This is a genomic window from Methylacidiphilum sp. Yel, from assembly GCF_004421185.1.
Classification (GTDB): Bacteria; Verrucomicrobiota; Verrucomicrobiia; order Methylacidiphilales; family Methylacidiphilaceae; genus Methylacidiphilum.
Map to the genome: position 1 here is coordinate 1 of NZ_LXQB01000009.1, position 25925 is coordinate 25925.

Annotated in this window: 23 protein-coding genes and 2 tRNA genes; 7 read left to right on the forward strand and 18 right to left on the reverse strand. The window is 41.9% G+C overall.

All coding sequences use genetic code 11. From position 1 onward, the window contains the following. Window positions 1–267 (forward strand): hypothetical protein (locus A7Q09_RS10615; protein ID WP_208526655.1); only part of this gene is annotated, 267 nt, incomplete at its 5' end. Window positions 268–378: 111 nt separating this feature from the next. On the opposite strand, the gene A7Q09_RS01010 is transcribed toward A7Q09_RS10615, so the two are convergent. From A7Q09_RS01010 to A7Q09_RS01075, 14 genes are all read right to left on the reverse strand, one after another. Beyond that, window positions 379–2652, reverse strand: coding sequence for an HAD-IC family P-type ATPase (locus A7Q09_RS01010; protein WP_244228436.1), 2274 nt, complete (start codon window positions 2650–2652; stop codon window positions 379–381). A 72-nt stretch (window positions 2653–2724) separates the two neighbouring features. After that, a tRNA-Ser gene (locus A7Q09_RS01015) sits at window positions 2725–2812 on the reverse strand. A 62-nt stretch (window positions 2813–2874) separates the two neighbouring features. Next, on the reverse strand, window positions 2875–3216 hold the full coding sequence (locus A7Q09_RS01020) for an SH3 domain-containing protein (RefSeq protein WP_134389472.1): 342 nt from the start codon (window positions 3214–3216) through the stop codon (window positions 2875–2877). A gap of 35 nt (window positions 3217–3251) precedes the next feature. Next, window positions 3252–4619 carry an aconitase family protein gene (locus A7Q09_RS01025; RefSeq protein WP_134389473.1) on the reverse strand — a complete coding sequence of 456 codons (1368 nt, stop codon included), beginning with the start codon at window positions 4617–4619 and terminating at the stop codon, window positions 3252–3254. 98 nt (window positions 4620–4717) lie between these two features. After that, on the reverse strand, window positions 4718–5818 hold the full coding sequence (thrC, locus tag A7Q09_RS01030) for a threonine synthase (protein ID WP_134389474.1): 1101 nt from the start codon (window positions 5816–5818) through the stop codon (window positions 4718–4720). Then, complete coding sequence (locus tag A7Q09_RS01035) at window positions 5802–7118, reverse strand: homoserine dehydrogenase (RefSeq protein ID WP_134389475.1); 1317 nt, start codon at window positions 7116–7118, stop codon at window positions 5802–5804. Before A7Q09_RS01035 ends, thrC begins: the two co-directional genes overlap by 17 nt. A gap of 11 nt (window positions 7119–7129) precedes the next feature. After that, window positions 7130–8191: a UDP-3-O-(3-hydroxymyristoyl)glucosamine N-acyltransferase gene (gene lpxD, locus A7Q09_RS01040; protein WP_134389476.1), complete on the reverse strand. Its 1062-nt coding sequence runs from the start codon at window positions 8189–8191 to the stop codon at window positions 7130–7132. A gap of 72 nt (window positions 8192–8263) precedes the next feature. After that, window positions 8264–8863, reverse strand: a complete 600-nt coding sequence (locus tag A7Q09_RS01045; RefSeq protein ID WP_134389477.1) for an OmpH family outer membrane protein — start codon at window positions 8861–8863, stop codon at window positions 8264–8266. 358 nt (window positions 8864–9221) lie between these two features. After that, window positions 9222–11924 (reverse strand): outer membrane protein assembly factor BamA, encoded by a 2703-nt coding sequence (bamA, locus tag A7Q09_RS01050; protein ID WP_134389478.1) that lies wholly within the window; start codon window positions 11922–11924, stop codon window positions 9222–9224. A 106-nt stretch (window positions 11925–12030) separates the two neighbouring features. Further along, window positions 12031–12606, reverse strand: a complete 576-nt coding sequence (gene rplI / locus A7Q09_RS01055; RefSeq protein WP_134389479.1) for a 50S ribosomal protein L9 — start codon at window positions 12604–12606, stop codon at window positions 12031–12033. A gap of 57 nt (window positions 12607–12663) precedes the next feature. Next, window positions 12664–13104 (reverse strand): single-stranded DNA-binding protein, encoded by a 441-nt coding sequence (locus tag A7Q09_RS01060; RefSeq protein ID WP_134389480.1) that lies wholly within the window; start codon window positions 13102–13104, stop codon window positions 12664–12666. A 6-nt stretch (window positions 13105–13110) separates the two neighbouring features. Beyond that, complete coding sequence (gene rpsF / locus A7Q09_RS01065) at window positions 13111–13446, reverse strand: 30S ribosomal protein S6 (RefSeq protein WP_134389481.1); 336 nt, start codon at window positions 13444–13446, stop codon at window positions 13111–13113. 41 nt (window positions 13447–13487) lie between these two features. Further along, window positions 13488–14033, reverse strand: coding sequence for an aminoacyl-tRNA hydrolase (gene pth, locus A7Q09_RS01070; RefSeq protein ID WP_244228438.1), 546 nt, complete (start codon window positions 14031–14033; stop codon window positions 13488–13490). A 58-nt stretch (window positions 14034–14091) separates the two neighbouring features. Then, the gene (locus tag A7Q09_RS01075; RefSeq protein WP_134389483.1) at window positions 14092–14754 is read right to left on the reverse strand and encodes a 50S ribosomal protein L25; all 663 of its coding nucleotides are present in this window, start codon (window positions 14752–14754) and stop codon (window positions 14092–14094) included. Window positions 14755–14924: 170 nt separating this feature from the next. Between A7Q09_RS01075 and A7Q09_RS01080 the strand changes: the two genes are divergently transcribed. The 4 genes from A7Q09_RS01080 (at window position 14925) to A7Q09_RS01095 (ending at window position 19814) form a co-directional block, all read left to right on the forward strand. Further along, window positions 14925–17633: a sensor histidine kinase KdpD gene (locus tag A7Q09_RS01080; RefSeq protein ID WP_134389484.1), complete on the forward strand. Its 2709-nt coding sequence runs from the start codon at window positions 14925–14927 to the stop codon at window positions 17631–17633. Then, window positions 17614–18369, forward strand: coding sequence for a response regulator (locus A7Q09_RS01085; protein ID WP_134389485.1), 756 nt, complete (start codon window positions 17614–17616; stop codon window positions 18367–18369). The genes A7Q09_RS01080 and A7Q09_RS01085 overlap by 20 nt, the downstream gene beginning before the upstream one ends. A gap of 39 nt (window positions 18370–18408) precedes the next feature. Further along, the gene (locus A7Q09_RS01090) at window positions 18409–19338 is read left to right on the forward strand and encodes an AraC family transcriptional regulator (protein WP_134389486.1); all 930 of its coding nucleotides are present in this window, start codon (window positions 18409–18411) and stop codon (window positions 19336–19338) included. 167 nt (window positions 19339–19505) lie between these two features. Further along, window positions 19506–19814 carry a hypothetical protein gene (locus A7Q09_RS01095; RefSeq protein WP_134389487.1) on the forward strand — a complete coding sequence of 103 codons (309 nt, stop codon included), beginning with the start codon at window positions 19506–19508 and terminating at the stop codon, window positions 19812–19814. A gap of 56 nt (window positions 19815–19870) precedes the next feature. Here A7Q09_RS01095 and acpS read toward each other — a convergent pair whose 3' ends face one another. Beyond that, a complete protein-coding gene (gene acpS, locus A7Q09_RS01100) occupies window positions 19871–20242 on the reverse strand; it encodes a holo-ACP synthase (protein WP_134389488.1) in 372 nt (123 codons plus the stop codon). Between the two features lie 3 nt (window positions 20243–20245). Continuing rightward, window positions 20246–20989 carry a pyridoxine 5'-phosphate synthase gene (locus A7Q09_RS01105; RefSeq protein ID WP_134389489.1) on the reverse strand — a complete coding sequence of 248 codons (744 nt, stop codon included), beginning with the start codon at window positions 20987–20989 and terminating at the stop codon, window positions 20246–20248. A gap of 87 nt (window positions 20990–21076) precedes the next feature. Between A7Q09_RS01105 and glnD the strand changes: the two genes are divergently transcribed. Continuing rightward, window positions 21077–23791 carry a [protein-PII] uridylyltransferase gene (gene glnD, locus A7Q09_RS01110; protein WP_244228437.1) on the forward strand — a complete coding sequence of 905 codons (2715 nt, stop codon included), beginning with the start codon at window positions 21077–21079 and terminating at the stop codon, window positions 23789–23791. A 12-nt stretch (window positions 23792–23803) separates the two neighbouring features. Then, entirely contained in the window at window positions 23804–25528 is a 1725-nt protein-coding gene (locus A7Q09_RS01115; protein WP_134389491.1) for a GAF domain-containing protein, read from the forward strand. 15 nt (window positions 25529–25543) lie between these two features. Here A7Q09_RS01115 and A7Q09_RS01120 read toward each other — a convergent pair. Further along, window positions 25544–25616, reverse strand: a tRNA-Glu gene (locus A7Q09_RS01120). Between the two features lie 70 nt (window positions 25617–25686). After that, complete coding sequence (locus A7Q09_RS01125) at window positions 25687–25785, reverse strand: cupin domain-containing protein (RefSeq protein WP_279636279.1); 99 nt, start codon at window positions 25783–25785, stop codon at window positions 25687–25689. Window positions 25786–25925: the final 140 nt, after the last annotated feature.

Consider the following 25925-nt stretch of genomic DNA (forward strand, 5'->3'; position numbering starts at 1 on the left):
ATATTTTTATTGGATTTCAATTGTTCTTTTCTGTTCATACATAATTATACTACACATAGCTATAATTTATCGCCTTATATCCCCATGCCTGAAGGCAGGGGCATTACGGCGATGGATGGTAAACTACCAAAAGAGCTACCACTTTTCTTGGATGAAACCTCCTTCTTGATTTTTTTCTTTGGCTTATCCCCTTGCTTTTCTTTCTGGAAGACCTCTGGGTGTTTCTCTTCCTATTTTGCTTCGACTCTCTCTCATAGTCATGGTTGAATAAGAGGAGCAATTTAAGAAAACCAGGTCCTTGAACTGTTGGATGTTCCAGGAGAATGTTCTGAGCGGAGGCCATGATCCCATGAAGATTCCAATAGCTATGGGCTATTGCTAAAGATGAAGTCTTCGAAAAAGCCAAACTTTGAAAAAATCTAGAATGAAGAAATAAAGGAGAATGGCTATGACAATAGCCATAAGAGAAGAAAATCCAATGCTCTCCATGCCAATTCCCTTAGTAGCCTGGAACGTTAGGCCTAAGAGCACCATGGTCGAGGTAACTAGCATCCAGGGGCTTGGAAGGGAATGCCACAAGTGGCGTCGCTCCCTGACAAGGTAAAGGGTAGCTTGCCCCTCCAATACGAGAAGGATAAAACTAAGGGATTGGAGATGAGATGGATCCAGCTTTAAAGCATATTTAGCTACCAAAAAGAGGCCGAAAGAAAAGAATAGTAGCATAATACCGATCGTTGTCCCTGCAATGACAATCGATTGGATTGGCCATTTTCGGATCCGGTTTGATGGTTTTACCCTATCCGTCACTAGGGAAAGAGTGAGCACATCATTATAAAGGACAAGAAGAACACCAAGAAATGGATTCAATACAAAAATATTTCCAACTATTAGTCCTAGCGTCATAAAGAACGCTACTTCTACCGTTTTGACCATTTTGTTGAGGATATAAGTGAGGATCCTTTCGAAGATAGCACGGCTGAGCATAATTGCCGGAATGATATCCATTAGGCCTGGATTTGTAAGAATAAGGCTAGCTGCGGATTTTGCGATATCGACTGCATTCGAAACGGCTATTCCTACTTGGGCTTGTCGAAGCGCTGGGGCATCATTGACGCCATCCCCTGTCATTCCTGTCACATGATTTTTCTTTTGAAATGCCTGAACAATTCTATATTTATCCTCAGGGAAAACCCCAGCTATAATATCATAGTTTTCAATTTGTTGGGGATCAATAGCCGAAGAATCTGATAAGGTAATCGAATGTTCTCCAATACCCACTTGTTTGCCTATGGATTTTGCAGTGAATTCCTGATCTCCAGTGAGCATAACCACTTTGATACCGAGCCATTTAATCTTTGCGATTAATTCTTTTGCATCCTTCCTCAGTGGATCCGAAAAACCGATAAGTCCCAGCAGCGTATTGGCAGCAGGAGAACTATAGGCAACAGCAAGGATACGTGAGCCATCGGCCTCAAGCGTTTTTGCTTGATCCAGTACCTCTATGGAATCGATTCCTATCGTTTTTAGTACTGTAGAAACAGATCCTTTGAGGACTATGCACTGTCTTCCTTCTTTATCTTTGTATATAGCCTTAGCCATTTTGGTCTTAGGATCTGCGGGAATATAGTGTTGAAAGTCTAGGTCAAGTTCTTTGGTAGACAAATGCAGTTCGTCTACTTTTTCAAGGATAGCTTTATCGATAGGATTTTCTCTCAGAGGATCGGAACAAAGCGCTGCAAAAAGCAGGAGATTTTGCTCTGTACAGGGAGCAAAGGGCTTTAAAATCTGAAGCTTGAGTTCATTACACGTCAACGTTCCGGTTTTATCTACAAGCAAAACGTCCATAGTTGAGGCGTCTTCTAAAGCAGAAAGTCTGGTACAGAGCACTCCTTTTTCTGCAAGCTCTTTTGAGCCTAAGGCTGTGGCCAAGGTAAAAACAGAAGGCAAACTAACAGGAACGGAGGCAATAAGAATAACAAGGGCATAAGGCAAGAGAAAGGATAGGGGAGCCATCTTTATCATTCCATAGAAAAAAATCAATGCGATGAGTAGACTATCCACATAGACCAATGCTTTAACGATATTGAATATGACTTTTTGGGCTTCACTTGGGGGAGAGGCAATTTCAATCAACCGGGTTGTTTTTCCAAAGTGGGTTTTTGCTCCTGTCGCTATGACAATGCCACGCGCTTGTCCTGATTCCACAAAAGATCCGCTTAAAAGCCTTTCTTCTGGTTGAGCGGTACGTGGGAGAGACTCTCCAGTTATTGTTGATTCATTTACTTCTATTTCTCCGTCGATGAGTTGCAGATCGGCAGGGACAATATCCCCGCTGCGTAAAAGGACAAGATCCCCACAAACCAATTCATTTGCAGGGATTGTTGCCCATACTCCATCTCTGAGTACTCGAACGTTAGGAGAAAGTTTATTGAGCAGAGAACGAAGGGCACGTTTCGAACGGTACTCTTGCAAAAAAGAAAGCATGGAGGAACAGATTAGGAATCCAGCAATGGCGATCCCATCATAGATGCGGTGAAGAAGGATTTCTAAAAGTATCGTTATTTCAAGCATCCATGGAACAGGAGCCCAAAATTTAGAAAGAAACAGTAATAAAGGCCCTCTGCTAACAACCGTTTTCTTGCTTCGGCCCATGATAACCCTAAATCAAGCTTGTTGCTGTCGTAAGGCACAAAGGTTTTCCTGGCTACGATCAAGGAAACAAAGCGGACAGAGAGGGATTCGAACCCTCGAGTCGGTTTAGCCGACTACACGCTCTCCAGGCGTGCCCGATCAACCACTCCGGCATCTGTCCAGTGCTTATTATTATAAATGGCAAAGTGTAATTGGAAAATTTATTTTTCTTAAGGCTTCTTTTCACCAATTAGGACCAAAACTGCTTGAAGGAGCGCCATAATAAGCATCTTGCTTTTCAAGATAGGAGACAGGAACAAATCCTTTTTTGCCTCGTGTGGTTTCTACCCGAACGAACCCTTCTCCTGTGGAGCCAAGCAGTTTTAACCGTGTTCCTTTTTCTAGATAACTATCGGGCACTTCTTCTCCAGGCCCTTGAGTATAAAAAGGAGTCTTGTCCTTAGTCACTAAAGTATATTCATACCCTCCAATGGTCGAGGAACAAGAGAGAACAATAAATGCTATAATGGGCAGAAGGATTAGAGGCAAGTTCCATTTTTTTATTTTCGAAATCCACCTTCCCATCCTTTTATTATCTCCTTATTTTCAACAAAAAGTAATTAGAGAAATTCTCTAGGGTCCGTAATTTTACCTTTAATGGCCGAAGCCGCCACCGTCATTGGAGAAGCCAAATACACAAGGGCAGCTTTATCTCCCATCCGCCCAGGAAAATTTCTGTTTGTCGAAGAGATACACACCAGCGGCTTGTTAACCCTCCCAAAGGTGTCCATTGGTCCTCCAAGACAGGCTGCGCAGGAGGGATTTTCTGTAATTTTCACTCCTGCCTGAACTAATATTTCCCACAGACTTTGTCCTTCAATCTCTATTTTGTGGAGTTGATCGACGACTTCTGGGGTAGAAGGCACAGCAAAAGTTTCTACGCTTACCATATTGTTTTTAAGAATCGAGGCAAAAGCAATAAAATCGGTGAGCTTGCCTCCGGTACAAGAGCCAAGATAGGCCCGATCAATTTTTACGGAAGCCAGTTCCTTAGCCTTAAATCTATTAGCTGGATTAGGTGGAGCTGCCACAGTTGGTTCTATCTTAGAAAGATCGATTGAGTAAGAAGCAAAGAACTTTTGATCTTTTTCTAACTCAACGATTTCGAATTCTTTTTTAGTGCCATTCTTTAAAATCCTCTGATTGACATAGTCGATAGTTTTCTGATCTGCCGGGAATATCCCATTTTTAGCCCCTGCTTCGATGGCCATATTTGCCATCGTCATTCTGTCTTCGATTGAGAGGGAGAAGGCTCCTGGACCTTCAAACTGCATGGCCATATAAGTGGCTCCGTCAAAACCAATTTCCCCAATGATGTAAAGGATGAGGTCTTTGGCCATGACTCCTTTTTGAAGTTCTCCATCCAGATAGAATTGGATAGTTGGGGGGACTTTAATGAGCAATTTTCCGGTTCCCATTACAAATCCCGCATCCGTATTTCCGATTCCCGTTGCGAACTGGTTGAATGCCCCTGCTGTGCACGTATGACTGTCGGTTCCAAAGAGCACTTCCCCGGGTCGGACATGGCCTTTTTCAGGAAGCGCGGTATGGCAAACACCAGCGTAATGCATTCCGTACTGACGTTTTAAAGGCCCTTTGAGAGGATCAAATTTCCAGTTCCCATTGGGATCATCAATGACATCATAAAAATAGGGCAGGCCCTGTTCTTTTGTAAAAGCTCTTAAAATGTCCACATTTCTATTGGAAAGAGAATCGGAAGTAAAAATGTAGTGATCGGGCATGATCACGATTTTGTAAGGATTCCAAACGCGGGCATTTTTCCCAAATTCCCTTTTAAAGACGCCTATGGTTCCTGGTCCGCAAACATCATGAGTAAGGAGAATGTCGGTCTCCACCCAAATGTTCTCTCCAGGAAAGACTTTCGATTTTTTGCTAGCTTTTGCCAGTATCTTTTCTGTTAAAGTCATAAATAAAAAAAAATTAAGTAATGGAATTAATAATATAATAATAATCCCTGTAGGGAGAAATAATCTAATCTATAAGAAAAGAATAAAAGGAAAATTTTTTAGTTTCTTTTTTTTGCATTTTCTAGAATTTCTAAGGCCTTATCAATGGAAGGAGGGATCTGGTGGCGCGGGAAGGAAGCAAAGATAGATTCAGAGAAAGCTGGGTCTTTTAGGCCATGACCTGTGAGTGTCATCACCACAGTCGTATTCTTAGCAAGAGTAGTTTCTTTACAGATTTTCAAAAAGCCAGCAAGCGATACTGCGGAGGCGGGTTCGACAAAAATGCCTTCTTTTGTAGCCAGAAACTGATAGGCTTCAATGATTTCAGAATCAGTGACTGAATCAATTTTTCCTGAGGATTCTCTGGCTGCTTCGACAGCTTTTTTCCAACTTGCTGGATTACCAATTCGTATAGCTGAAGCAATCGTCGTTGGGTTTTCTATGATTTTGCCTTTGACAATAGGAGCGGCACCTTCTGCTTGAAATCCAAGCATCTGAGGCAGTTTGCTTGAAAGCTTGCTTTCATGATATTCTTTATAGCCTTTCCAATAGGCAGTAATGTTCCCGGCGTTTCCTACAGGAAGAATGTGAATGTCTGGAGCATCGCCTAAGGTATCACAAATTTCAAAAGCTGCTGTTTTTTGTCCTTCAATCCGACTTGGATTGACGGAGTTAACTAGTTCAATTTCTGGTCTAAGAGCGGCTAATTTGATAACCATTCGCATGGTATCATCGAAGGATCCGTCAATCTCCACGATCTCTGCTCCATGCATAATGGCCTGCGAGAGTTTTCCTAAAGCGATCTTTCCACGTGGGAGAAAAACAAAGCATTTTAAATCAGCTCTTGCCGCGTAAGCGGCTGCTGAAGCGGCGGTGTTGCCAGTACTAGCGCAGATGACTGTTCGTTTATTCTGCTCCAAAGCCTTGGTTATGGCAACCACCATCCCTCGGTCTTTAAAAGAGGCGGTGGGATTGAGGCCTTCATACTTAAAATAGACTTTCAACTCTTTCCCAAAAAGCTGGGGAAGTTTTGTTGAAGGGATTAAGGGAGTATTGCCTTCCAGGAGGGTAATATCTGGGCAATTGGCGCATACGGGAAGTCGATCCCGGTACTGTTTGATTATACCCTGCCATGACCTTTCATTATTCACCTTGAGCATGAAAATCCTCTACTCTATATATCACTGGGTTACCCTTAAGAAAAGGAAGTTTAGACATCTCTGCACAAGCCTCTGTAAAGTCTTTTTCTTTGGCATCATGGACCATGATGATAAGAGGTACACCTTGGGAAAGGTTTGAGACCTCTGGCTGAACGACAGAGGATATGCCAATATTCTTTCGTCCAAGGATTTGAGCAATAGAAGCCAGAACTCCTGGTTTGTCGACGACATTAAGCCTGACATAATACCTGGAAATAATTTCCGAAATAGGCATAATCTTATATTCGCTCTCAGTACTGGAAAAGAAAATCCTCGAATTATAGACATCCGAAGGATATCTTGCGAGTTCTACCAAATCGCTTAGTACGGCGCTGGCTGTGGGATCGCCACCTGCTCCTCTTCCATAGAATAACTGATCTCCCACGATATCTCCTTTCACAATGACAGCATTGAATGCTCCTGAAACCGAACTAAGAATATGATCTTTTTTAAGTAAGGTTGGATGCACTCGAATTTCAACCTTTTTCGAATGGGGATGTTTTTTTATAATGGCTAGTAGTTTTAAAATGTATCCCAGATCGGCCGCATACTGAATATCCATGGGATCCACCGATTCGATACCGGCTGTATAAATTTCTTCGACTTTAGGCCAGAACCTATAGGAGAGGGCACAGAGAATGGCTGCTTTATGCGCACTGTCTTCACCGCTCACATCTAGTTTTTCATTTGCTTCCGCATAGCCAAGTTCTTTGGCTTTCTTGAGAGCCTCAGCATAAGAGCTTTTCTGGTTTGTCATCTCTGTGAGAATATAATTGCAGGTGCCATTGACGATGCCAGCAATCATCAGAAATCGGTTCGCTACCAGTCCGTCTTGAATAGCCTGCAGAAGAGGAATGCCTCCAGCTACACTGGCTTCAAAAAGAATTCTTCTTTTTTGTTCAAAAGCAATGTTGGCTATCTGCTGCCCATGGTGTGCCAGTAAGGCTTTGTTAGCGGTTACGACATCCTTTCCTTTTTTTAAGGCACTTGTAATAATTTCATACGAAATATCAATCCCACCAATTAACTCCACTACCGCTTCAATCTCTGGATCGTTGACAATATCTTGCCAATCAGTCGTAAGGATCTCTTTAGGTATGCCTAAGTTATATCCTTTTTGTATGGAACGGACGGCAACCCGCTTGATTTCAATAATTTTCCCAGATTTTTCTGCTAGTAAGTTTTTGTGGGTTAATAGGTTATGCCATACCCGAGAGCCAACATTGCCTAGGCCAATCAATCCGACATTAAAAGCTTTCATATCCAAGGAACCTATTCCGTTGAGAGGTCTTGATCAGCCTCAGGGGGATTGGCTTCAGTCCTCAGTTGTTTTTCTAATTTCTTGAGTCGTTCCCAGATTTCAGGAAGCCGATTATAAAGAACTTCTAGTTTGTGGGTGAGTTGAATTGGTCGTGCATGACGGCCTGAAAGAACAGAATAAGGCGGGACATCTTTGGTTACTCCAGACTGGGCGGTGATGGTGGCTCCATCTCCAATATGAATATGCCCGGCGATGCCGACTTGGCCAGCCAATGTTACTTGATTGCCTAGGGAAGTACTACCAGAAATCCCTGTCTGAGCTGCAATGATCGAATGTTTGCCAATAACCACATTATGCGCAATCTGCACAAGATTGTCGATTTTAGAGCCTTCTTGAATCCAGGTTTTTCCAAATCTACCTCGATCGATCGTCGTATTGGCTCCAATTTCCACATCGTCGTCTATTTGGACTATCCCCACCTGCGGAATTTTTTCATGCTTTCCATTTTTTCTTTCATATCCGAACCCATCGGATCCGACAACGACTCCCGAATGCAGAATAACCCTTTTGCCAATTACCGTTCTTTCTCGTACTGTCACATGAGGATAAAGAAAAGAATTTTCTCCAATAACACTTTCTTTGCCAATAAAAACGAAGGCCCCTATGATTACCCTATCGCCTATCTTTACGCCATCTTCGATCACGGCATAGGGTTGGATGCTTACTTCCTTGCCGATTCCAACCTCCTTGCCTATAATGGCGGTGGGATGGATGCCAGGTTCGTAGGTAACTGGCTTTGGACAGAAAAGGGAAATGATCGTTGAAAAGGCAAGGGAAGGGGATTCTACCCGAATCAATGTTGCAGGGCTTGAACCCTTATAATTTTTCGAAACAACGATTGCCGAAGCTTTCGTTTTTTCAACAGCCGATTCATATCTTGGATTACTCAAAAAGGTGATTTGTCCTTTTGTAGCATCAAAAATATCGGAGACACCTGTAATTTTTAACTCCGGATCTCCTTCAATAATTCCTCCAACAAGCTCAGCTAACTGTCCAACTGAATAAGAGACCACTTTTAGATTCCTTTAAAGTGGATGGATTCCTCCAGCCTTGAAGCAAGGCCTAACTTTGCTTCTTCTAAAGGATCATGGGGAAGTAGAGGCAGCCTTTGGCTGGGGTTTGGTTGCATTTATTGTTCGAATGACTTCATCGGTAATATCTTTAACGTCTTGACAATAAAGTAATACATTGGTGCCACTAAGGCTTTTACCCGATTTATCAAAAACCAGAGTAAATTTTTCGCGGCTGCTAATTTCTAAAATCGCTTTGGTGATTTCATCAATGATGTTTTGACGTATTCTTTGGGAACGGTCTTCTAGTTCCTTTGTTCGGACATATTGAAATTCTTGGAACTTCCTTTGCATGGCTTGGAAATCTTGAGCTTTTGCTTCGAAAGCCTTCTGTTTTTCAGCTCGAGCAGCTTCAGAAAGCGTCTTATCCTGAGCCGCATCGTGCATTTTTTTGGCCTCTTCTCCAACCTTGTTTAAGTCATTGGCCATTTCTTGACGCTCCTTTTCAAAGGCAGCCACTTTGGATTTCATTTCGGCATCGGCTTCTTTGGTTTTATAGAAATCATTGAAAGCTTTCTGAAGATCCACAACACCAATTTTCAATACCTGTTGAGAATACACGGATGTAATGGATAAAGCACACAGAATAGTAGTAATATAGACAAATGGTTTCATAGACTTTTTATTTTTTCTTCATTATGAATGGAAATCCTATAACTAAGTTAGAAGGTTTTAAGCTTTCTTTTTTAGATCTTTTCCCTTCTACATTACCCCTTTTTTAATATAGTTTACAGCTAGAAAATATATGGGATTTGTTTCTTCTTACAAGCAATTCCTTTTTCCCATGTTGACAATTCTTTTTTTAGTTTTAAGAATCATTATCAAAAATGAAAATTCTTTTTTTGTCAAATCATTTTCTATCTTTTCTCTTCTCGATCCTCACCCCAATGCGACCACCCCTTCTTCTTTTCTCCTTTAGTGTCATAGAGAAGATCCCAACGACTATCCTCTTAAGGCTGCTTTGCTTTGTTCATTAAAAGGAATAGCCGACATCAAAATAGAATCTTCCAGTTTTATTTAGCCAGCTTTGTCTCAAATAAGGAATACCATAGTCCAATCGGAGGGGGCCAATTGGTAGAAACAATCTTAAGCCAAAACCGTAATCGGCATCGATATTAATTCCTTGACCAGCAACAAAGGGAGTGGGGACATATTGATTGGGTCCGATCAGGGATCCAGCATTAAAGCCCATATCATTGAAAACCGCAAATCTGACTCTATCGACTACAGGGAAGGTAAACTCAAGGTTCCAAACTGCCATGGTTTGGCCTCCTATGGGGAAATCCAAAGGTAAGTAGTTAGGACCGACTAGATTATAATCGAAACCTCGCAATGACCGAGGCCCCCCTACGAAATAACTATCAAACAGGGGCACGAAACTGCTTTTCCCATACTGTTGGACAAATCCTGTGGTGAGATGATTCCACATGATAATATCCCATAGAGGGAAATTTTCAAAGTGGGATATATCCAATTGAAGTCTGTAAATGTCTGTTTGGCCTAGGAGTGGACCACCAGCGCCCAAGATATTGAAATCCAGGAAAGTGCCATGTCGGGTGACAAAGACACTATCTCGGCTATCATAAATCAAATCCATGGTAATATCGCTTTGTGTTCTCGATCCTCTGTTCTGAGCAAAAACGGGAATGTTCTCTACCTCTGGAAGGTAGCCCCACAGATCATAGACATTAAAATCGTATCGGGTCGACAAGGTAAACCATTGATTCAGTCGTTTGGCCAAGCGCAAGTCTAAGCCATACTGGGTTTCATTAAAGCCGTTATAAAACTGCAGATAGGTGAGCTGATTGAAAAACAGATCGAAACCAACCATAAGTGGTTGATCCATGAACCATGGCTCAGTGAAAGAAAGCATGGCACTTTCCATAAAAATGCCCAGCTGCAACCGAAACCGGAATTTCTGACCGGCACCTGTAAAAGAAGGGGGGTTGGCAATGTCAAAATTTCCTTGGTTTAGCTCGACAAAACTAAGCAGGCTCTCAATGGTGCTGTATCCAAGTCCAAAAGTCACATTTCCAGTTCTTTTTTCCTGGACAGAAATAACCATGTTTTTCCGGTTTGGAACGTTGGTGTCTTGGGGATTTATTTCCACTTTTTCAAAGTAGCCGAGGTTTTCTAATCTTTTCTTACTTGCCTCCACACGAACGCTGTCATAAACATCTCCTGGAGTCACTGCAAGCTCTCTGCGGATGACCTTGTCTTTGGTCTGATTGTTCCCCTGAATAATGATTTTATCTATGTAGGCCTGGCTTCCTTCAGAGATTTTAAAAAGCAGATCAATCCTCCCATTTTCTATATTTGCTAGTCTTTCGGGTTTTATTTCGGCATCAATATATCCTTGCTTGCCATAGAGATCGCGTATCGCTTTAATGTCATCATCTAATCCTTTTGGAGAAAAGACACTGCCTTCTTTCATTTTGATGCTGTCGAGCAGATCGGAATTAGGATAAATGACATTTCCTTGAAATTGTATGGTTCCCACTTTGTATTGGATGCCTTCAAAAATGCTGATGGTTACCACCATTTTCTCTTTTTCAGGGGTAGAGATTTTGACATCTTTTATCTGCATATCGATATAGCCGTGATCCTGGTAAAATTCTTTGAGCTTTCTTAAGTCTTCCTGCAGTTGGTCTTCTTTAAGAATCCCTGATTTATTAACGAAAGAGAGTAGGTTCTTTTTTTTCGTTTTGAGCTGTTTTTGTAATTCTGCATTGCTGAAAGCTTTGTTCCCAATAAAATTAACCATGACGATAAACTGCTTTTCTCCTTCGGAAATGGAAAAGCTGACTATGGCACGGCCAAATTCTTCGTTGACATCTATCTTATAAGTCACCTGAGCATTGCTAAATCCATGATTTTGATAATATTCTCGGATTTTCTCAGCATCGGCTGAGACTTGAAACTCACTTAAAGGATCCCCAATCTTTGTTTTAACTTGTTTTCTGATTCTTTCTACCGGGATTTGTTTTGCCCCTTGAATGGTGACTTCTTTAACTAGTGGTTTAGGTTGAACGATAACGATGACTTTGACTCCTTCGGCTACGGTTTCGGTGGTAATCCTCAAATTGGTAAAAAGACCAGTTGCATAAAGATTTCTGACATCTTCTTCGATGGTTGTTGCTGAATAGGGCTGTCCCACCGTTGTGCGCATGTTGGAAAGGATCATAGAACGGTTAACTGATTTGGGACCGACATAAACGATCTCTATTTCTTTGACTGTTGGTCCTTTCTTCTGGCCTTCAGCCCCACTAGGAGGACCAACTATTTTTTTTGGTTTTTTTTTGATTGGTATTGCCTGTGGGACAGGCTTTTCCGCCTGTTCTACAGGATGTTCCTCCTCAGGAGGAGCTTGGGGTGGAGTGGGGGGAGTAAGACGAGGAGCTGATGGGAGCAGCTGTTCAGTCTGTTCTTGTGCAAGATTGGATTTGTTGGCAGGATTTGTTGGTGGTGGAGTCGATTCTGGAGATAAACCCTTTGGTTGTGGCTGTGAGTCGATGGATGATGGCAGCGGAGGCAGATTCAGACCATCCGTAGTGGCCTGGCTAAAAGATACTTCTATAAGACCTAACAAATAGAGGAAAAGAATGAAAAACAGCCCTCGAAGGAGAACTTCTTCTCTTGTTTGCTTAAACAAAAAGAGAAAAGTATTGGGTTTCACAGAGCTTTCCTTTCCCTGCTATCCCCGTCAAACCCTTAACCATAGCAAAGAGGCAAAGTGGGTTAGTTTCTTTTATTAAAACCGTTTGCAGCAGGGCTGCATGTTGCTATGTTGAAGAAGTCTTAGTTTTCTTAGGTTGAGTCTTTTTTGTTTGAGCGCCCTTTTTATTTTTCTTTTTCTTGTCGCTTTTTTTGTCTTGGCTACCGGTTGTTTCCGTTTCGGTTTCTTTCTTTGGGAAGACCAACTCCACCTGAAGTTGAGCTAAAACTTCTGGATGAATATGAACGGGTACAACATGCAATCCAGATTCCTTAAGCGGTCTTTCAAGAGAAATTTTTTTCCGGTCAATCTGGATTCCTTCCTGAGCAAGCTTCTCACAGATGTCTTGGGAAGTGACGGCACCGAAGACCTTCTTGGTTTTTTCTTCTCCAATCAGATTAAAAGTCAGTCGGAGGGATCCAATTTTTGAAGCTAGTTCCAAAGCCGCTTCTTTCTCCTTCTCTTCTCTTTCAGCTCGAATTTTTTTTAGCCGCTCGACTTGCAATTTTGTGGCGGAGGTGGCCAGTGTGGCTAATCCTTTGGGAATCAAATAATTTCTGGCATACCCAGCTTTGACTCTCACTAGATCTCCTTCAGCACCCACTTTGTCAAGTTTTTTATTGAGAATGACCTCTATATTCATAATACAGCCTATGCAATAGGGGTTTTTTTCTATTTCTTCCTCCCTTGTTGTCAAGAACTAAAAGGGAACTTCATCTTCATTAATTTGTTGTTCCTCAGGGGCAGAGAGGGTTGTTTCAGCTTTGGAAGGAGAGGATTCTGGTCCAGCCGCATTACTTCCCGTGCCTTTAGTCTTCCCCAAAAACTGAATCCTATCGGCCCGGACTCGCATCCGCGTCCTTTTTTCTCCTTCCTTGGTTTCCCACTGCTCCATCTGCAGCCTTCCTTCGACAAATACCAAAGAGCCTTTTTGTAGGTATTCTTTGCAGGTTTCCGCCTGCCTACCCCATATAACGACTTCTACAAAACAGACTTCATCTTTTACCTGGCCATCTTGGGCCCGATACGAACTGTTGATCGCAAGGGATATATCCCCTACGGGGGTTCCTTTGGGAGTATACCGACATTCAGGATCCCTAGTTAAATTACCTATGAGGAAAACCTTATTTAAATCAGCCATAAAATCTTAACTCAAGAGCGTCTCCACATGGTTTTTTTGAATAGTAGTACGACTCGGTTCTCTTTTCACGTAAAATTGTCTGTAAATCGAAGGATTCATTCTTAATTTTGCTTCGAGTTCTTTTAAAGAAAGAGGGGGTATTTCAAATCTGAAATTTACGTAATAACCCGAATCGATTTTTCCAGCGACTCTTTCAAATTTTCTTCTATCCATTTTTTGGATGTTTAGGATCTTTCCTCCTAGAGTTGTTATCGTTTTTTCAATCTGCTCGATTAGTTCTTTGATCGCTTCTTCTTTCCCTTGGATATCGAGTATATATAAAGCATCATATGTTCTATTCATGATACTGTCCCTAGCATTCCATTTTTTATTAATACATACTTCTACGAACTAAATTTGTTCAAGGCAATTTCAACTCCTTCCTTTTGTAAACAATCAAAAAAAGCTATCGCTTTTAGGATCATCTCCTTAACTTTTTCTTTTTCTTCTTCCTTAAAAGGCTTCAAGACATAATGAACCAGTTCTTCCCCTTCGGGTAAGGGCCCTATGCCCAAACGCAGTCTTGGAATCTCTTCAGAATGCAGTTCGTCAATTAAAGACTGCAATCCTTTATGCCCTCCAGAGGAGCCTTTAAACCTAAATCGCAGCTTTCCTAAAGGTAAAGAAATATCGTCGAGAAGAACTAATATTTCTTTTGGATCACATGGCCATTTTTTTAAATAAGCTCCAACCGCTTTACCGCTCAAATTCATATAGCTTAGAGGGAGCATAAAGCAAAGCTCTTCTTTTAAAGCTACTTTAGCCAAGCTCTTTTTATCTATGACAAATGAAAGACGCTCTTTTTTTACTAGCTCCTCTACAACTTTCCATCCTATATTATGCCTGGTATTCTCGTATTCCTTTCCGGGATTTCCAAGCCCTATTACCATGCGAAACACGGCATATTTCCTTTATGTAGGCCATGCAACTGAAAAAAAAAGAGGCAGCTTATTCTCCTTTTGATTCTTCAGCTTTTGGCTTCTTTTCCTTTATGACTTCAGGTTCAGCAGTTTCTCCTGTCGGGGCTTCAATTTCTTCTTCTCCTTTAGTTGCCACCAAAGAGAGAACTACTTGATTTTTGGGATTGAGGCACTCAACTCCTGGAGGCAAAGGAATATCCCCCACATGAAGCGATTCCCCTGTTTTCAACTGTTCTATAGGAACTGGGATTGTATTGGGAAGATCTTTAGGAAAGCAGCTTATTTTGAGTCTTCGCAGCGATATATCTAGATTAGCGGTGCCGGATTTTAAAGCCTGTGGCTCTCCAATAAAAACAAGGTCAATTTCTGCGTGCAGTTTTTCATCGGAAGATAGTTCGTGGAGATCCAAATGGATGAGTTTATCAGTAATCGGATGGAGTTGGATTTCTTGAAGAAATGCCAGGGTCGATTTTTTCTCTTCCCTATCTATAATTTCTAGGTTTAAAAGCACTTTTTCCACTCTTTTCCCATGAAAAAGGTCTCTGAGTTCTGTTGCCGGAATCTCAAGAGCAAGATTGGATTTTTTTCCATAAAGAATGGCTGGGATCCGACCATTGGCTCTGAGTTTTTTCACAGCGGACTTGCCGATGGCTTTCCTTATATTAGCCTTTAATGTAATAGAGTGTGCCATAGTGATTGCCCCTTGTTAGTTGCTGCTGTATTATAATAGTCGATAAAGATATTTGTCTATCAATAGAAATCAATAGGAGTTACGGTTATATTAGAATGAATATATTCCTCACTTCTCTTTATTCACAATTTCATTTTGTAAACCCATATACATAGCTTCTATTTTGAGTAATGCAAGAGGAAATAGAAAATCGACCCAATCCAGACGCCTTGCTTGAGGTAGTAGAAAAGGAAGAAGGGGAAAAACGTCGGGGAAGCTTGAAAATTTTTTTAGGGATGTGCCCTGGAGTGGGAAAAACCTATGCGATGTTACAGGCTGCGCAGGTGGAATTAAATAACGGCAAAGACGTAGTCATCGGCTTTGTCGAGACCCATGGACGGAAAGAAACCGAGCAGTTGACCAAGGGAATCCCTATCATTCCGAGGAAAATCGTTCACTATAGGGATATTCTTCTAGAAGAGATGGATTTAGATGCGATCCTCAAAAGAAAACCCCAGCTTGTGATTGTCGATGAATTGGCTCATACCAATGCGCCCGGAATGAGGCATCTGAAACGCTATCAAGATGTTCTAGAAATACTCGATGCTGGAATAGATGTTTTTACCACGCTTAATGTGCAGCACATAGAAAGTCGCACGGACATGATCAGTCAGATTACTGGAGCGCCCATTTATGAAAAGGTCCCCGATAGCATTGTAGATATGGCGGAGATCGAACTGGTCGATCTTTCTCCAGAGGATCTCCTTAAACGGTTAGCGGAAGGCAAAGTCTATATTCCCGAACAAGCGAGGGCGGCAGCCTTGAATTTTTTCAAGGAAGGCAACTTAAGGGCGCTTCGGGAAATTGTTTTGAGATTAGCAGCAGAGAAGGCTGGAAAGGACGTCCAGGAATACATGCAGATTATGCATATATTGGGGCCCTGGAAAATATCGCACCGGCTCTTGGTTGCCATCAGTGCAAGCCCTTCGTCAGAAACGCTCATTAGATGGACAAGAAGACATGCAGAAAGTTTGAAATGCCCCTGGTATGCGGTTTATGTAGAGACCAGCAAGGTGCTCTCAGAAGAAGACCAACAAAGGCTTTCAAAAAACCTAGAATTAGCCAAAGAGCTTGGGGCAGAAATCATTACTACGACAGATGAGGATATAGTTCGTGGAATTATTCGCATTGCCAAACAACGAAACATTACGCAGATTGTCTTGGGAAAACCCAGAGGAAAGGGGTTAATCGAATGGTTTAAAAGCAGATCATTACTGCATAAACTGGTACGGGAAAGCGGCCAGATCGATATTCATATCGTTGGAGAAGAGGAAAGTGTAGCAAAAACACCGAAAACTTTTCCGATTATTCCCCAGTCCGGTTTTTCTCAATACGGAATAACTTGCTTGGTCATTCTAGCGATTACGCTCCTTTGCTTATGGTTGAACCAATGGATTGGGAGCCGATCCATTGGAATGATTTATCTATTAGGTATTGTCATCGTTGCGCTTTTTGTTGGGAGAGGGCCTGTCATCGTTGCGGCGTTATTAAGTGCGATCATCTGGGATTATGTTTTTCTTTCTCCTCGGTTTGTAACCGGAATTCAGGGTATTGAAAACGGTTTTGTTGTGTTTACTTATTTTGTCGTTGCTCTGGTCTTAGGTCAGTTTATTGCTAGATTAAGAGCTCAAGAAAAAGCGGAGAGAAGAAGAGAAGCCAGAATTTCTGCTCTTTATATGCTCAGTCAGGAACTTTCTCAAGCGGCTGGACTCGATGAGATTGTGATAAAAGTTATCGAGCAGCTTATCCACGTTTTCCAAGCGGAAGTGGCTGTTTTTCTAGTTAATCCTTATAACAATAAGCTTTCTGGTCTTCCTCATTGGGCAAGTACCTTAAAGGTGACAGAAAAGGAAGCAGGAGTCGCCACTTGGGCTTTTGAACATGGCAAAGCGGCGGGCAGGTTTACAGAAAACCTGCCTCTATCCAAAGCCTATTATGTTCCGTTGACCACTCATAAGGGCTGTGTAGGGGTTCTTGGGATAAATATTCCAGGGATTCAATCGCTTTCTTTCGATCAAAAAAGCCTCATTCAAGCTTTTGCTAATCAGATTGCACTTGTCATTGACCGGCAAAGACTTGCTGAGTTGGCCGAGCATGCTAGGGTTGTTGCCGAATCTGAAAGACTCAGTCGTACGCTTCTCAATTCCATTTCCCATGAAATGCGAACGCCTCTAGCGGTCATAACTGCGGCGGTCGAATCGTTAAGTAAGGAAGATCGCTTGATGAGCCGCACCGATCAGCGAGTTTTATTGGAAGAAATCAAATCGGCAACCTTTCGGCTCAATAGGCTTGTGCGCAATCTACTGGATATGGCCAGAATCGAATCTGGTAGGTTTAAATTGAAAAGAGAATGGACTGACATTCATGATTTAATCAACCTTGCCTTAAAAGAAACCGAAAAGGAGTTGGCTGGTAGACCTCTTACAGTAAACATCCAGCAGGGAATTCCCCTAGTCCGGATCGATTTTTCGTTGATGTTGGAAGCCTTAAATAATCTTTTGCTCAACGCTGCCATACACACCCCCGCTGGTTCCCCTGTTGAACTAAATGTTTCAGTAAAGAAAAATGCGTTGGTGATTCAGGTGGCTGATAGAGGACCCGGCATCGATCCTGAAATATTAACCCGAATCTTTGAAAAGTTTTATCGAGGCACAGGCGCTCCTCCGGGAGGGACAGGATTGGGGCTTTCGATCGTTAAAGGCGTAGTCGATGCACATGGAGGAAAGGTGCAGGTTCAAAACCGTCCGGAAGGAGGCGCTGTCTTTTCCATTATCCTACCGCTAGAAAATGTGCCAGAAACATTCCCAATGCCGCAAAAGGATGAAACCTCTAAAGTTTGAACACTCAGAAGCTTTGAGTAAAGAAGGACAGATGCCACATTCTGTGCTTGTCATTGATGATGAGCCGCAAATGCTCAAATTGCTAAGATTGATTCTTGAAAAAAAAGGCTATCGGGTTTATGTGGCTGCAAAAGGAGAAGAAGGAATTTTGGAAGCAGCTCAGAGAAGGCCTGATCTCATCATCCTTGACTTATTACTTCCAGATATGAGTGGAATCGCTGTTATCCAAAGAATAAGGGAATGGAGCCAAATTCCTATTCTTGTTCTTTCGGCCGTGGATCAGGAAAAAGAGAAAGTCCAGGCTTTGGATAGTGGGGCGGATGACTATTTAACCAAACCTTTTGGAGATGAAGAACTGATGGCCAGAATGAGAGTATTGTTCCGAAGGCTGCAACCCCAAGAATGCCTGCAGGTTTTTCGGACAGATGGCTTGGAAGTCGATCTTGTCAACAGGAGGGTCTTTTGTAACAAAAAAGAGATCCATTTGACGGCTACGGAATATAGCATCTTAAGACTGCTGGTCCGTCATGCCGGCAAGGTGTTGACCCACCGACAGATTTTGCAGGAAATATGGGGGCCTCATTCAGTTGAGCAGATCCATTATCTGCGAGTGTACATGGCCAGGCTAAGAGAAAAGATAGAGGAAAATTCTATGCAGCCAAAATTACTCCTCACAGAACCTGGCATCGGATATCGGCTGATGATTTTAGATCCAGCAGATAGCGCTTCAAAATAAGTTGACACTGTTCCTAATTTTGCAGAAAGAAAAAAAGTGATGAATTTATCAAAAGTAGAGCGGGGGGCATGGAAAGATATTTCTGGAAGGTGGAGGCAGATTGCAGGGAATTTTTATGATCAGGGTTGGAGTTTAGAAATTGTTGAATCACGCATTGATGGCTCTTTTGATTGGTCGAGAAGTTTTCATCGAAATAGCCTTGAGATCTGCATCAATAAGCTTGGCTATGGCATTGTGTATACGGAGGAGGCACAAGTAGAGTTGCGACCCGGAACGGTAGGTTTTTATGCGCTGACAGAGAAGGACCTACGTGCTGAAAGAATTGGCGGGGAGTATGCGCAGTTTGTCACAGTGGAATGGTCAAGAAGTGCTCTGGCACAGGAACTTAAAGGATTGGAAGAATGGCTTTTGCCATCGGTCAAAGCCTGGCTAGAGGGAAAAAGAGAAGAACCGTTAATCGGCAATCCTCATGAAATTTCCTTTTCTTTGGAATCACGTCTGGAAATTCTTTTGTCTGGGACTCTTTCTCAACCGACTCTAGCTCTTTATGCTCATGCTCTTTCCTTGGAGGCAGCGGCAGAAGTCCTCTTTGAGCCCATGCATGCGGAAGAAAAAATCTGTCCGCTTTCTCCAGCCCATAAGTTGATTGTCAGCAAAGCAAAAGAATATCTTAAAGAACACTTCACAAGCGCAATTGGGCTTTCTGAATTAGCTCGGTATCTGGGAGTAAGTCCTTCTTACCTAAGTCGACTTTTTTCTAAGGAAACAGGAATGTCTATTCCTGTGTATGTTAGAAATCTGCGCATAGAAAAAGCAGCTGAGCTATTGAAAAGAGGCGATTATAATGTTACGGAAGCTGCTTTCGCTGTTGGGTATTCAAGCCTGAGTTATTTCAGTAAGGTCTTTTGTCAAGTTATGGGCTGTTGTCCTTGCGTCTATCCTTCACCTAAAAGGTTAGTGAAAAAATAAGTCCCAAAGTTTGTTGTAAGGCCCTGTTTTAAACCTCTTTCATTATATTTTTCCCAAACTCCTTGTTTTATGTAGGGACAAGCAGCTATACTCATTTTGTAAGAAGAATCGACCCAGGGGAGTCTTTTGTCCATGGAACGATTCGAAAAAGAAAAAAGGAGTATACTATGGAAAAGAGCGAAAATTGTCAAAAATTAACGAAATGCTCTGAAAAACATGAAGATCTGATTGAGTGTGAAGATGTGATTGAGTGTCTTCTTAGGAGATTTGAAGAGACAAGCTCTGAAGCTTGGGAAGAGGTTTTTAAGGAAATCCTCAAAGAAAAAATAAGGGCCAAATGGGGAGCAGAGCTTGAACACGGAGCCGCAGCTTATGTGGAGGCAATGGATAAAAGCTGGCAAGCAAAGGTTGCTGCGGCTAAAGCTCAGTATGAGTTTAAGGAAGGAATGATCAAAGCAATCTTCTATAAAGAATAAACTAAGGCTCAAGGTCTCTTCCTCCTATAAACATAGGAGGAGGAACTCAATGCCGATCAACCAGAAAGAATGACGACTGCAGCACTGGTCGAATGGCAATGAGAAAGGCTGATGTAGGTAGAACTTACCCCTTTTGAAGAAGAGAGTTTAAGAACTTCCCCATGAAAGAAAAGTTGAGGTGCTCGATTTTTCTTAGAAAGTACTTCAATATCTTTCCAATAAGCAATAGGACTTCCTAGGGCTTTGATCGCTGCTTCTTTCGCTGCAAATCGAGCTGAAAGATGAGGAATGGGATTAGCCATTGAAAAGCAATAGGCCAGTTCGGACTCTCTGTAGATCTTTTTTAAAAAACGATCCCCAAAACGGTTTAAAACTGATTCAATCCGACTGTTCTCCACCAAATCAATACCAACGGCTATGATATCCATCAGTTAAGCAGCTTTTTCAATCAAGCTAAGCATTTTCTTTAGAGCATTTTCAAGACCCAAAAAAATGGCTGCCGAAATAATCGCATGGCCAATGTTGAGCGTATGAAGGAAGGGTACGGAACGAATATAAGGACTAACATTTTTATAGTTTAGCCCATGACCTGCATTAACCTGGAGGTGTAATTCGTGAGCAAGCAAAGCGCATTGCTTATGTTTTTCAATTTCTTTTTCGATGATTTCTAAATCAGTAGCCATGGCATATTGACCCGTATGCAGTTCAATACATTGGGCACCGGTTTGCTTGGCGGCTTTTATCTGATTGGGATCGGGATCTATAAAAAGGCTCACGATGATGTTGGCTTGAGAAAGTTCCGATACCACCTTCCTGATTGATGGGAGTTGACGAACCACATCCAGGCCGCCTTCGGTTGTAACTTCTTCCCTTTTTTCTGGAACCAAGCAAACCTCATCTGGCTTAATCTCCAAGGCTATTTCGATCATTTCGGAGATGGGAGCCATTTCCATGTTCAAATGTTTTACCGCAGCACGGAGCAGTTGCATATCTTCTAGCTGTATATGCCGCCGGTCTTCCCGAAGATGAGCAGTAATAGAGTGGGCTCCTACATTCTGAGCTATTTTTGCGGCTTCTAGGGGTGATGGCTCTGCGTTAAAAGAAAAAGGGTTATGTTTATACCTTGCCTGCCTTAGCGTTGCAACATGGTCGATATTGAGTCCGAGTTGAATCATAATGTTAATTTCTTTCTGTCAGCAGTCTTTGTAAAGATTATGTCGTTGAGTTATGATAATGGAAAAGTTAAGAGTTGCAAAAGTAAGATGAGTCCATTCAGTAAGTCATTGAAGGCAATAGAAAAAGAACTGATCCAAAGCAAGAAAAAGCCAAAGGATCTTGTTTTGTTTTACAAAAATTTTCTTAAAAAAGAATTGCATCATTTGCGAATGGAGGGTGCTTTAGGAGCTAGCGGCAAATCTATTGCTAGGAAGCGAGCGGAACTCTTCATGGTCATATTGACTCATATGTGGGAAATGGCTTTAGAACAACTCTTTTCCCCTATGGCTTTTGAAGAGCCATCCGTTGCGCTTGTGGCGGTGGGTGGATTTGGAAGAAAAGAGCTTTCTCCAGCTAGTGACATCGATTTGCTCTTCTTATATGATCCTCAAAAAGGGGCAGAGGATGTTATTTATGAATTAATCCACAAGATTCTTTATTTTTTGTGGGATATCGGATTGGATGTGGGACATTCGACGCATCAACTAGAAGAAATTATTGCTTGGGCAAATAAGGATTTGCAAACGAAGACGGCCCTCCTTGATGCCGATTTGATTTGCGGTTCAAAACAGCTGTGGGAAAGATTTCAAAGGATTTTTGAGCCTTCCTGTATCAATGGGAAAGAAAAGGAGTTCATCGAATGGCGTTTAGAAGATCTCAAAGAACAACATAAAAAATATGGAGCGACGGTATTGGTTCAGGAGCCTAACATCAAATGGGGCTGTGGAGGTCTAAGAGATTACCAGAGTCTTTTTTGGATTGCTAGAATCAAAGAAAAGATAACCCAAAGAGAACAGATTATTAGCGAGAAGTGGATGGAGTTGAAAGATTGGGAAAAATTAGAAAATGCCTATGATTTTCTGCTTCGGGTTCGGGAAGAACTCCATTTTCTAGAAAAAAGAAAATTTGATCTCTTGACTTTAGGAAGTCAGGGAAAAATTGCCACTGCTTTGGGTTATCCGCAAAAAGATATTTTGGCACGGGTGGAAGAGTTCATGCGCCACTTTTATGATCATGCGCTTCAAATTTATCTTATTGCCAATACGACGGCTCAGGCAATTGCTGCTCAAAAAAAAGGCTTTCTTTCTAAAGGGAGAACGGGCAAGCCTTTTGGCTCTTTTTCTATAGAAAACCATAGCCTGGAAGTTGTTAATCCAGAAAAATTGACTGAAAATCCCCTGCTTATCCTCAAAGCCTTTTCTTTTATCCAACGGTGGGGACTAAAAATAGGACCTACCTTAAAAATCCAGATTAAAAATAGGTTACATTTAATTAATGCTAATTTTTTGCGTCGTCGAGATGTTCGGAATTTAATTCGGCTCATATTTTCTAGGAAAGGCCAGGTTGGAGAAGTCTGTCGACAGATGCACGAGATTGGATTGCTTGGAAAACTTTTTCCTGAATTTGCTCCCTTACGCTGTCTTGTCCAACACGAGTTCTTTCATAGGTATACGGCTGACGAGCATACCCTGAAAGCTATCGAAGTCATCGATGCACTCCTTGGGGCAAAAGAAGCCCCTTATAAAAACTTTGCCTCTTTATTTCATCAATTACAGAGTCCTTTTATACTCTATTTGGCAATTCTTTTACACGATACAGGCAGAGCAGCCAATCGAAGAAAGCATCATGAAGAACTGAGTGCGGTCAATGCCATGAATGCAGCCAAGCGGCTCAGATTGTCTGCTGAAGAGCTTTCCGATCTTATTTTTTTGGTGGATCAACATCTTTTGATGGGACAGATAGCCGTCAGACGAAATCTTGAGGATGAGGAAACAATTTTAGATTTTGCCCGGCGGGTCGGCTCTCAGCAAAGATTGGATATGCTCCTATTATTAACGTTTGCGGATCAAGAAGGAACAGGGGAATCCAAAAATTGGACAAGCTGGAAAAATCTTCTTTTGTGGGAACTTTATCATCAAACCTCACGAGCATTGGCTAACAGAGAAGAGTTTATTATTGAGAGGAGAAAATCCATTGAGCAGATAAAAGAAAAAACGAAGGCAAGGCTTTCTTCTCGCATCGATGAGGAAGAAGTAGAAGCGCATTTTAATAATCTTCCTTTACGGTATTTTCAAACTTTTTCCGAAGAAGCCATCTCTATTCATATCGAGCTCATTCACCGTTTCTTTATGAATCAGATTGACTCCAGTTCCAATGTATTAGCACCGGTGGTGAAATGGATCGATAAACCCGAATTGGATCATTCTGAAGTCATTGTTGTCACATGGGATAGGTTAGGAGTTTTTTCTAGGATCTGTGGTAGTTTTTCTATGCTGGGTCTTTCCATTTTAAGCGCTGATATCCATACGCGCAACGATGGCATTGTACTCGATATTTTTAAAGTGTGCACTTCGAACAAGGAGTTTGCTGCTAAAGAGCAGTACAAAAATGCTTTTTGTAAAATCCTTGAAAAGGCATTCCTTAGCGAATCTTTTGATATTACTGAGCAGCTTGCTAAAAACAGGACTATAACTAAAGAGGATTATGAAGGAGAATTTCCTACCTCCATTACTTTCGATCAGGATTCCTCTAAAAAATACACTATCCTTGATATTCAAACTCCTGATAAACCGGCTCTTCTGTACAGGATCTCTAATGCGCTCTTAGAGTTGGGAATAGAAATTGTTTCAGCTCGAATCGCTACTGAAAAGGGAGCCGCTTTGGATACGTTTTATGTATTAAACAAAAATGGGGAAAAAATAGTTAAGGAAGAAGAGATAAAGGAAATTTTAAGGAATATTCGAAAGGCTGCCGGAATTTAGTTCTGGAGAGTCATGAAAAGTGGATCTGGGGATAAAAACAACCTCTTTATAGCCAAAAAAGCTAGTCTGTTATCCATAAATAAAATCAAACGACTGCTTACTGTCCAAGGTGTTATCCGGCATTTTTTAAAAATCGCCATTGACATTACTCAATCCGACAGTGGCTCCTTTGTCTTATTCAATCCAAATACAGGTTTTCTTGATATCGAAGCAAGCTTTGGGCTTAAGCGAAGAGCCAAAAAGACGAAACTTAGGGTGGGGGAAGGGATTACTGGCTGGGTAGCAACTTCTGGAAAGCCACTGCGGATTGACGATGTTTCAAAGGATTGGCGTTATGTTTCCATTGATCCAAGGATACGTTCAGAGCTAGCGGTGCCGATCGAGTGGCAGTCAACCATCGTAGGCGTGCTGAATGTGGATAGCCATGAAAAAAGTCATTATAAGCCACAACACGAAAAGCAATTAGAAACCATTGCTTCTGAAGCAGCGCAGTGGCTTTCTTATGCTTGGGAAATAGAGAAATTGCGTCAACAGGCCAAGCAGCTTTCTACCTTGATTGAGATTGGACGAACGATCGTTTCTCAAGAAGACTTAGAAAAAACCTTAGAAGGAGTGGTCCGCAATGCGGTTTTTTTTATGAACGCCAATAAGGGCAAGCTGTTTTTGCTGAATCGGGAAAAGTCAGAGCTCCTTCTCATTGCTTCCTATGACAGCAATAAGGAAGACATAAAAAAAGAGAAGATGATCATTTCTCTAAGCGAATCAATTTTTGGAGTCGTTGTTAAAAAATGCAAGCCCTTAGCCATTCAAGATATCCATGAAGAATCTTTGATGCATTGTCCGGAGTTTGCTTTAGAAAATGAAATGGTCTCCTTCTTAGCAGTCCCTTTGGTATTCGGCAAAGAGTGTCAAGGGCTTCTTGCCATTTTTACCGCTACCCCTCATCGATTTTCCAACAGTCAAATTCAACTTCTCCAAACCCTAGCTGATCTTTCAGCAGTGGCCCTAGCCAAGGCTAGGCTTTTAGAGAGAATTGTTCAAACTGAAGAGAATCTGAGGGAAGGAGAAAGATTGCTTTCCTTGGGACTTCTCGCTGCTGAAATCGCTCATGAAATAAGAAATCCTCTGACCGTCATCCATATGCTTCTCCATAGTCTTAAAATGAGAATCAAGGAAGATCCAGTTTCTCAGAGGGATCTGGAGATCCTCGAAAAAAAGATGAGTCAACTAAATCGGATTGTAGATCAAGTTCTTGTCATTGGAAGGTCCACAGAGCCTGCTTTGGAAGCAATGAAAGTGGAAGACATCATCGATGACGTCCTCCTTCTTTCAAGGCATAAACTGGCTGGCCAGAGAATTGAGGTGCAGACCAAAATATCTCCTTTGCTCCCTAACCTAAAGGCGGATAGAGCACAAGTCGAACAGGCTGTGCTCAATCTTATCCTCAATGCGATTCAAGCAATGGAAGAAGGAGGTATGTTGGAAATTATAGCTGAACTTCAACACAATGATGCCGAACCCTACTTGGCCATCAGAGTGAAGGATACAGGTTCTGGAATGACCCAAGCAGAAATTGAAGACATTTTCGTTCCTTTTCTCACAAGGAAAAAGGAGGGAACCGGACTGGGGCTGGCGATTGTCCAAAAAATTATGGAAAATCACAGAGGTAAAGTAGAAGTCCATTCCACCTTAGGGCAAGGAAGCACTTTTTCCCTACTTTTTCCTCTCCTTGATTAGTTGGTTAGGAAAAAATAGCCCCAACGGGATTCGAACCCGTCCACCGGCCTTGAGAGGGCCGTATCCTAACCGACTAGATGATGGGGCCTCAAGATCTTATTATGAAAAATTCTATCGATCTTTTTATATACTCAACTTTAAGAAAAAATCTATCGAAGCTAACCGATTTTATAATGTTTTTTTACTTTTTTTACTATTTCCCACTGACAAGAGAGTCCTTTGGGAAAAACGACCAGATCACCTTTAACAATTCGAATTGGCTTATTTTTTGGACTTTGACATCCTCCCCATGCCTAAAGGCAGGGGATTCCTGGAGATAACTGACCAGATTTAGCCAGGGCAAGCTCTCCGATGAGGGTGTTGAGGTTTTGATAGACCCTGACACTCTCATCGGCCT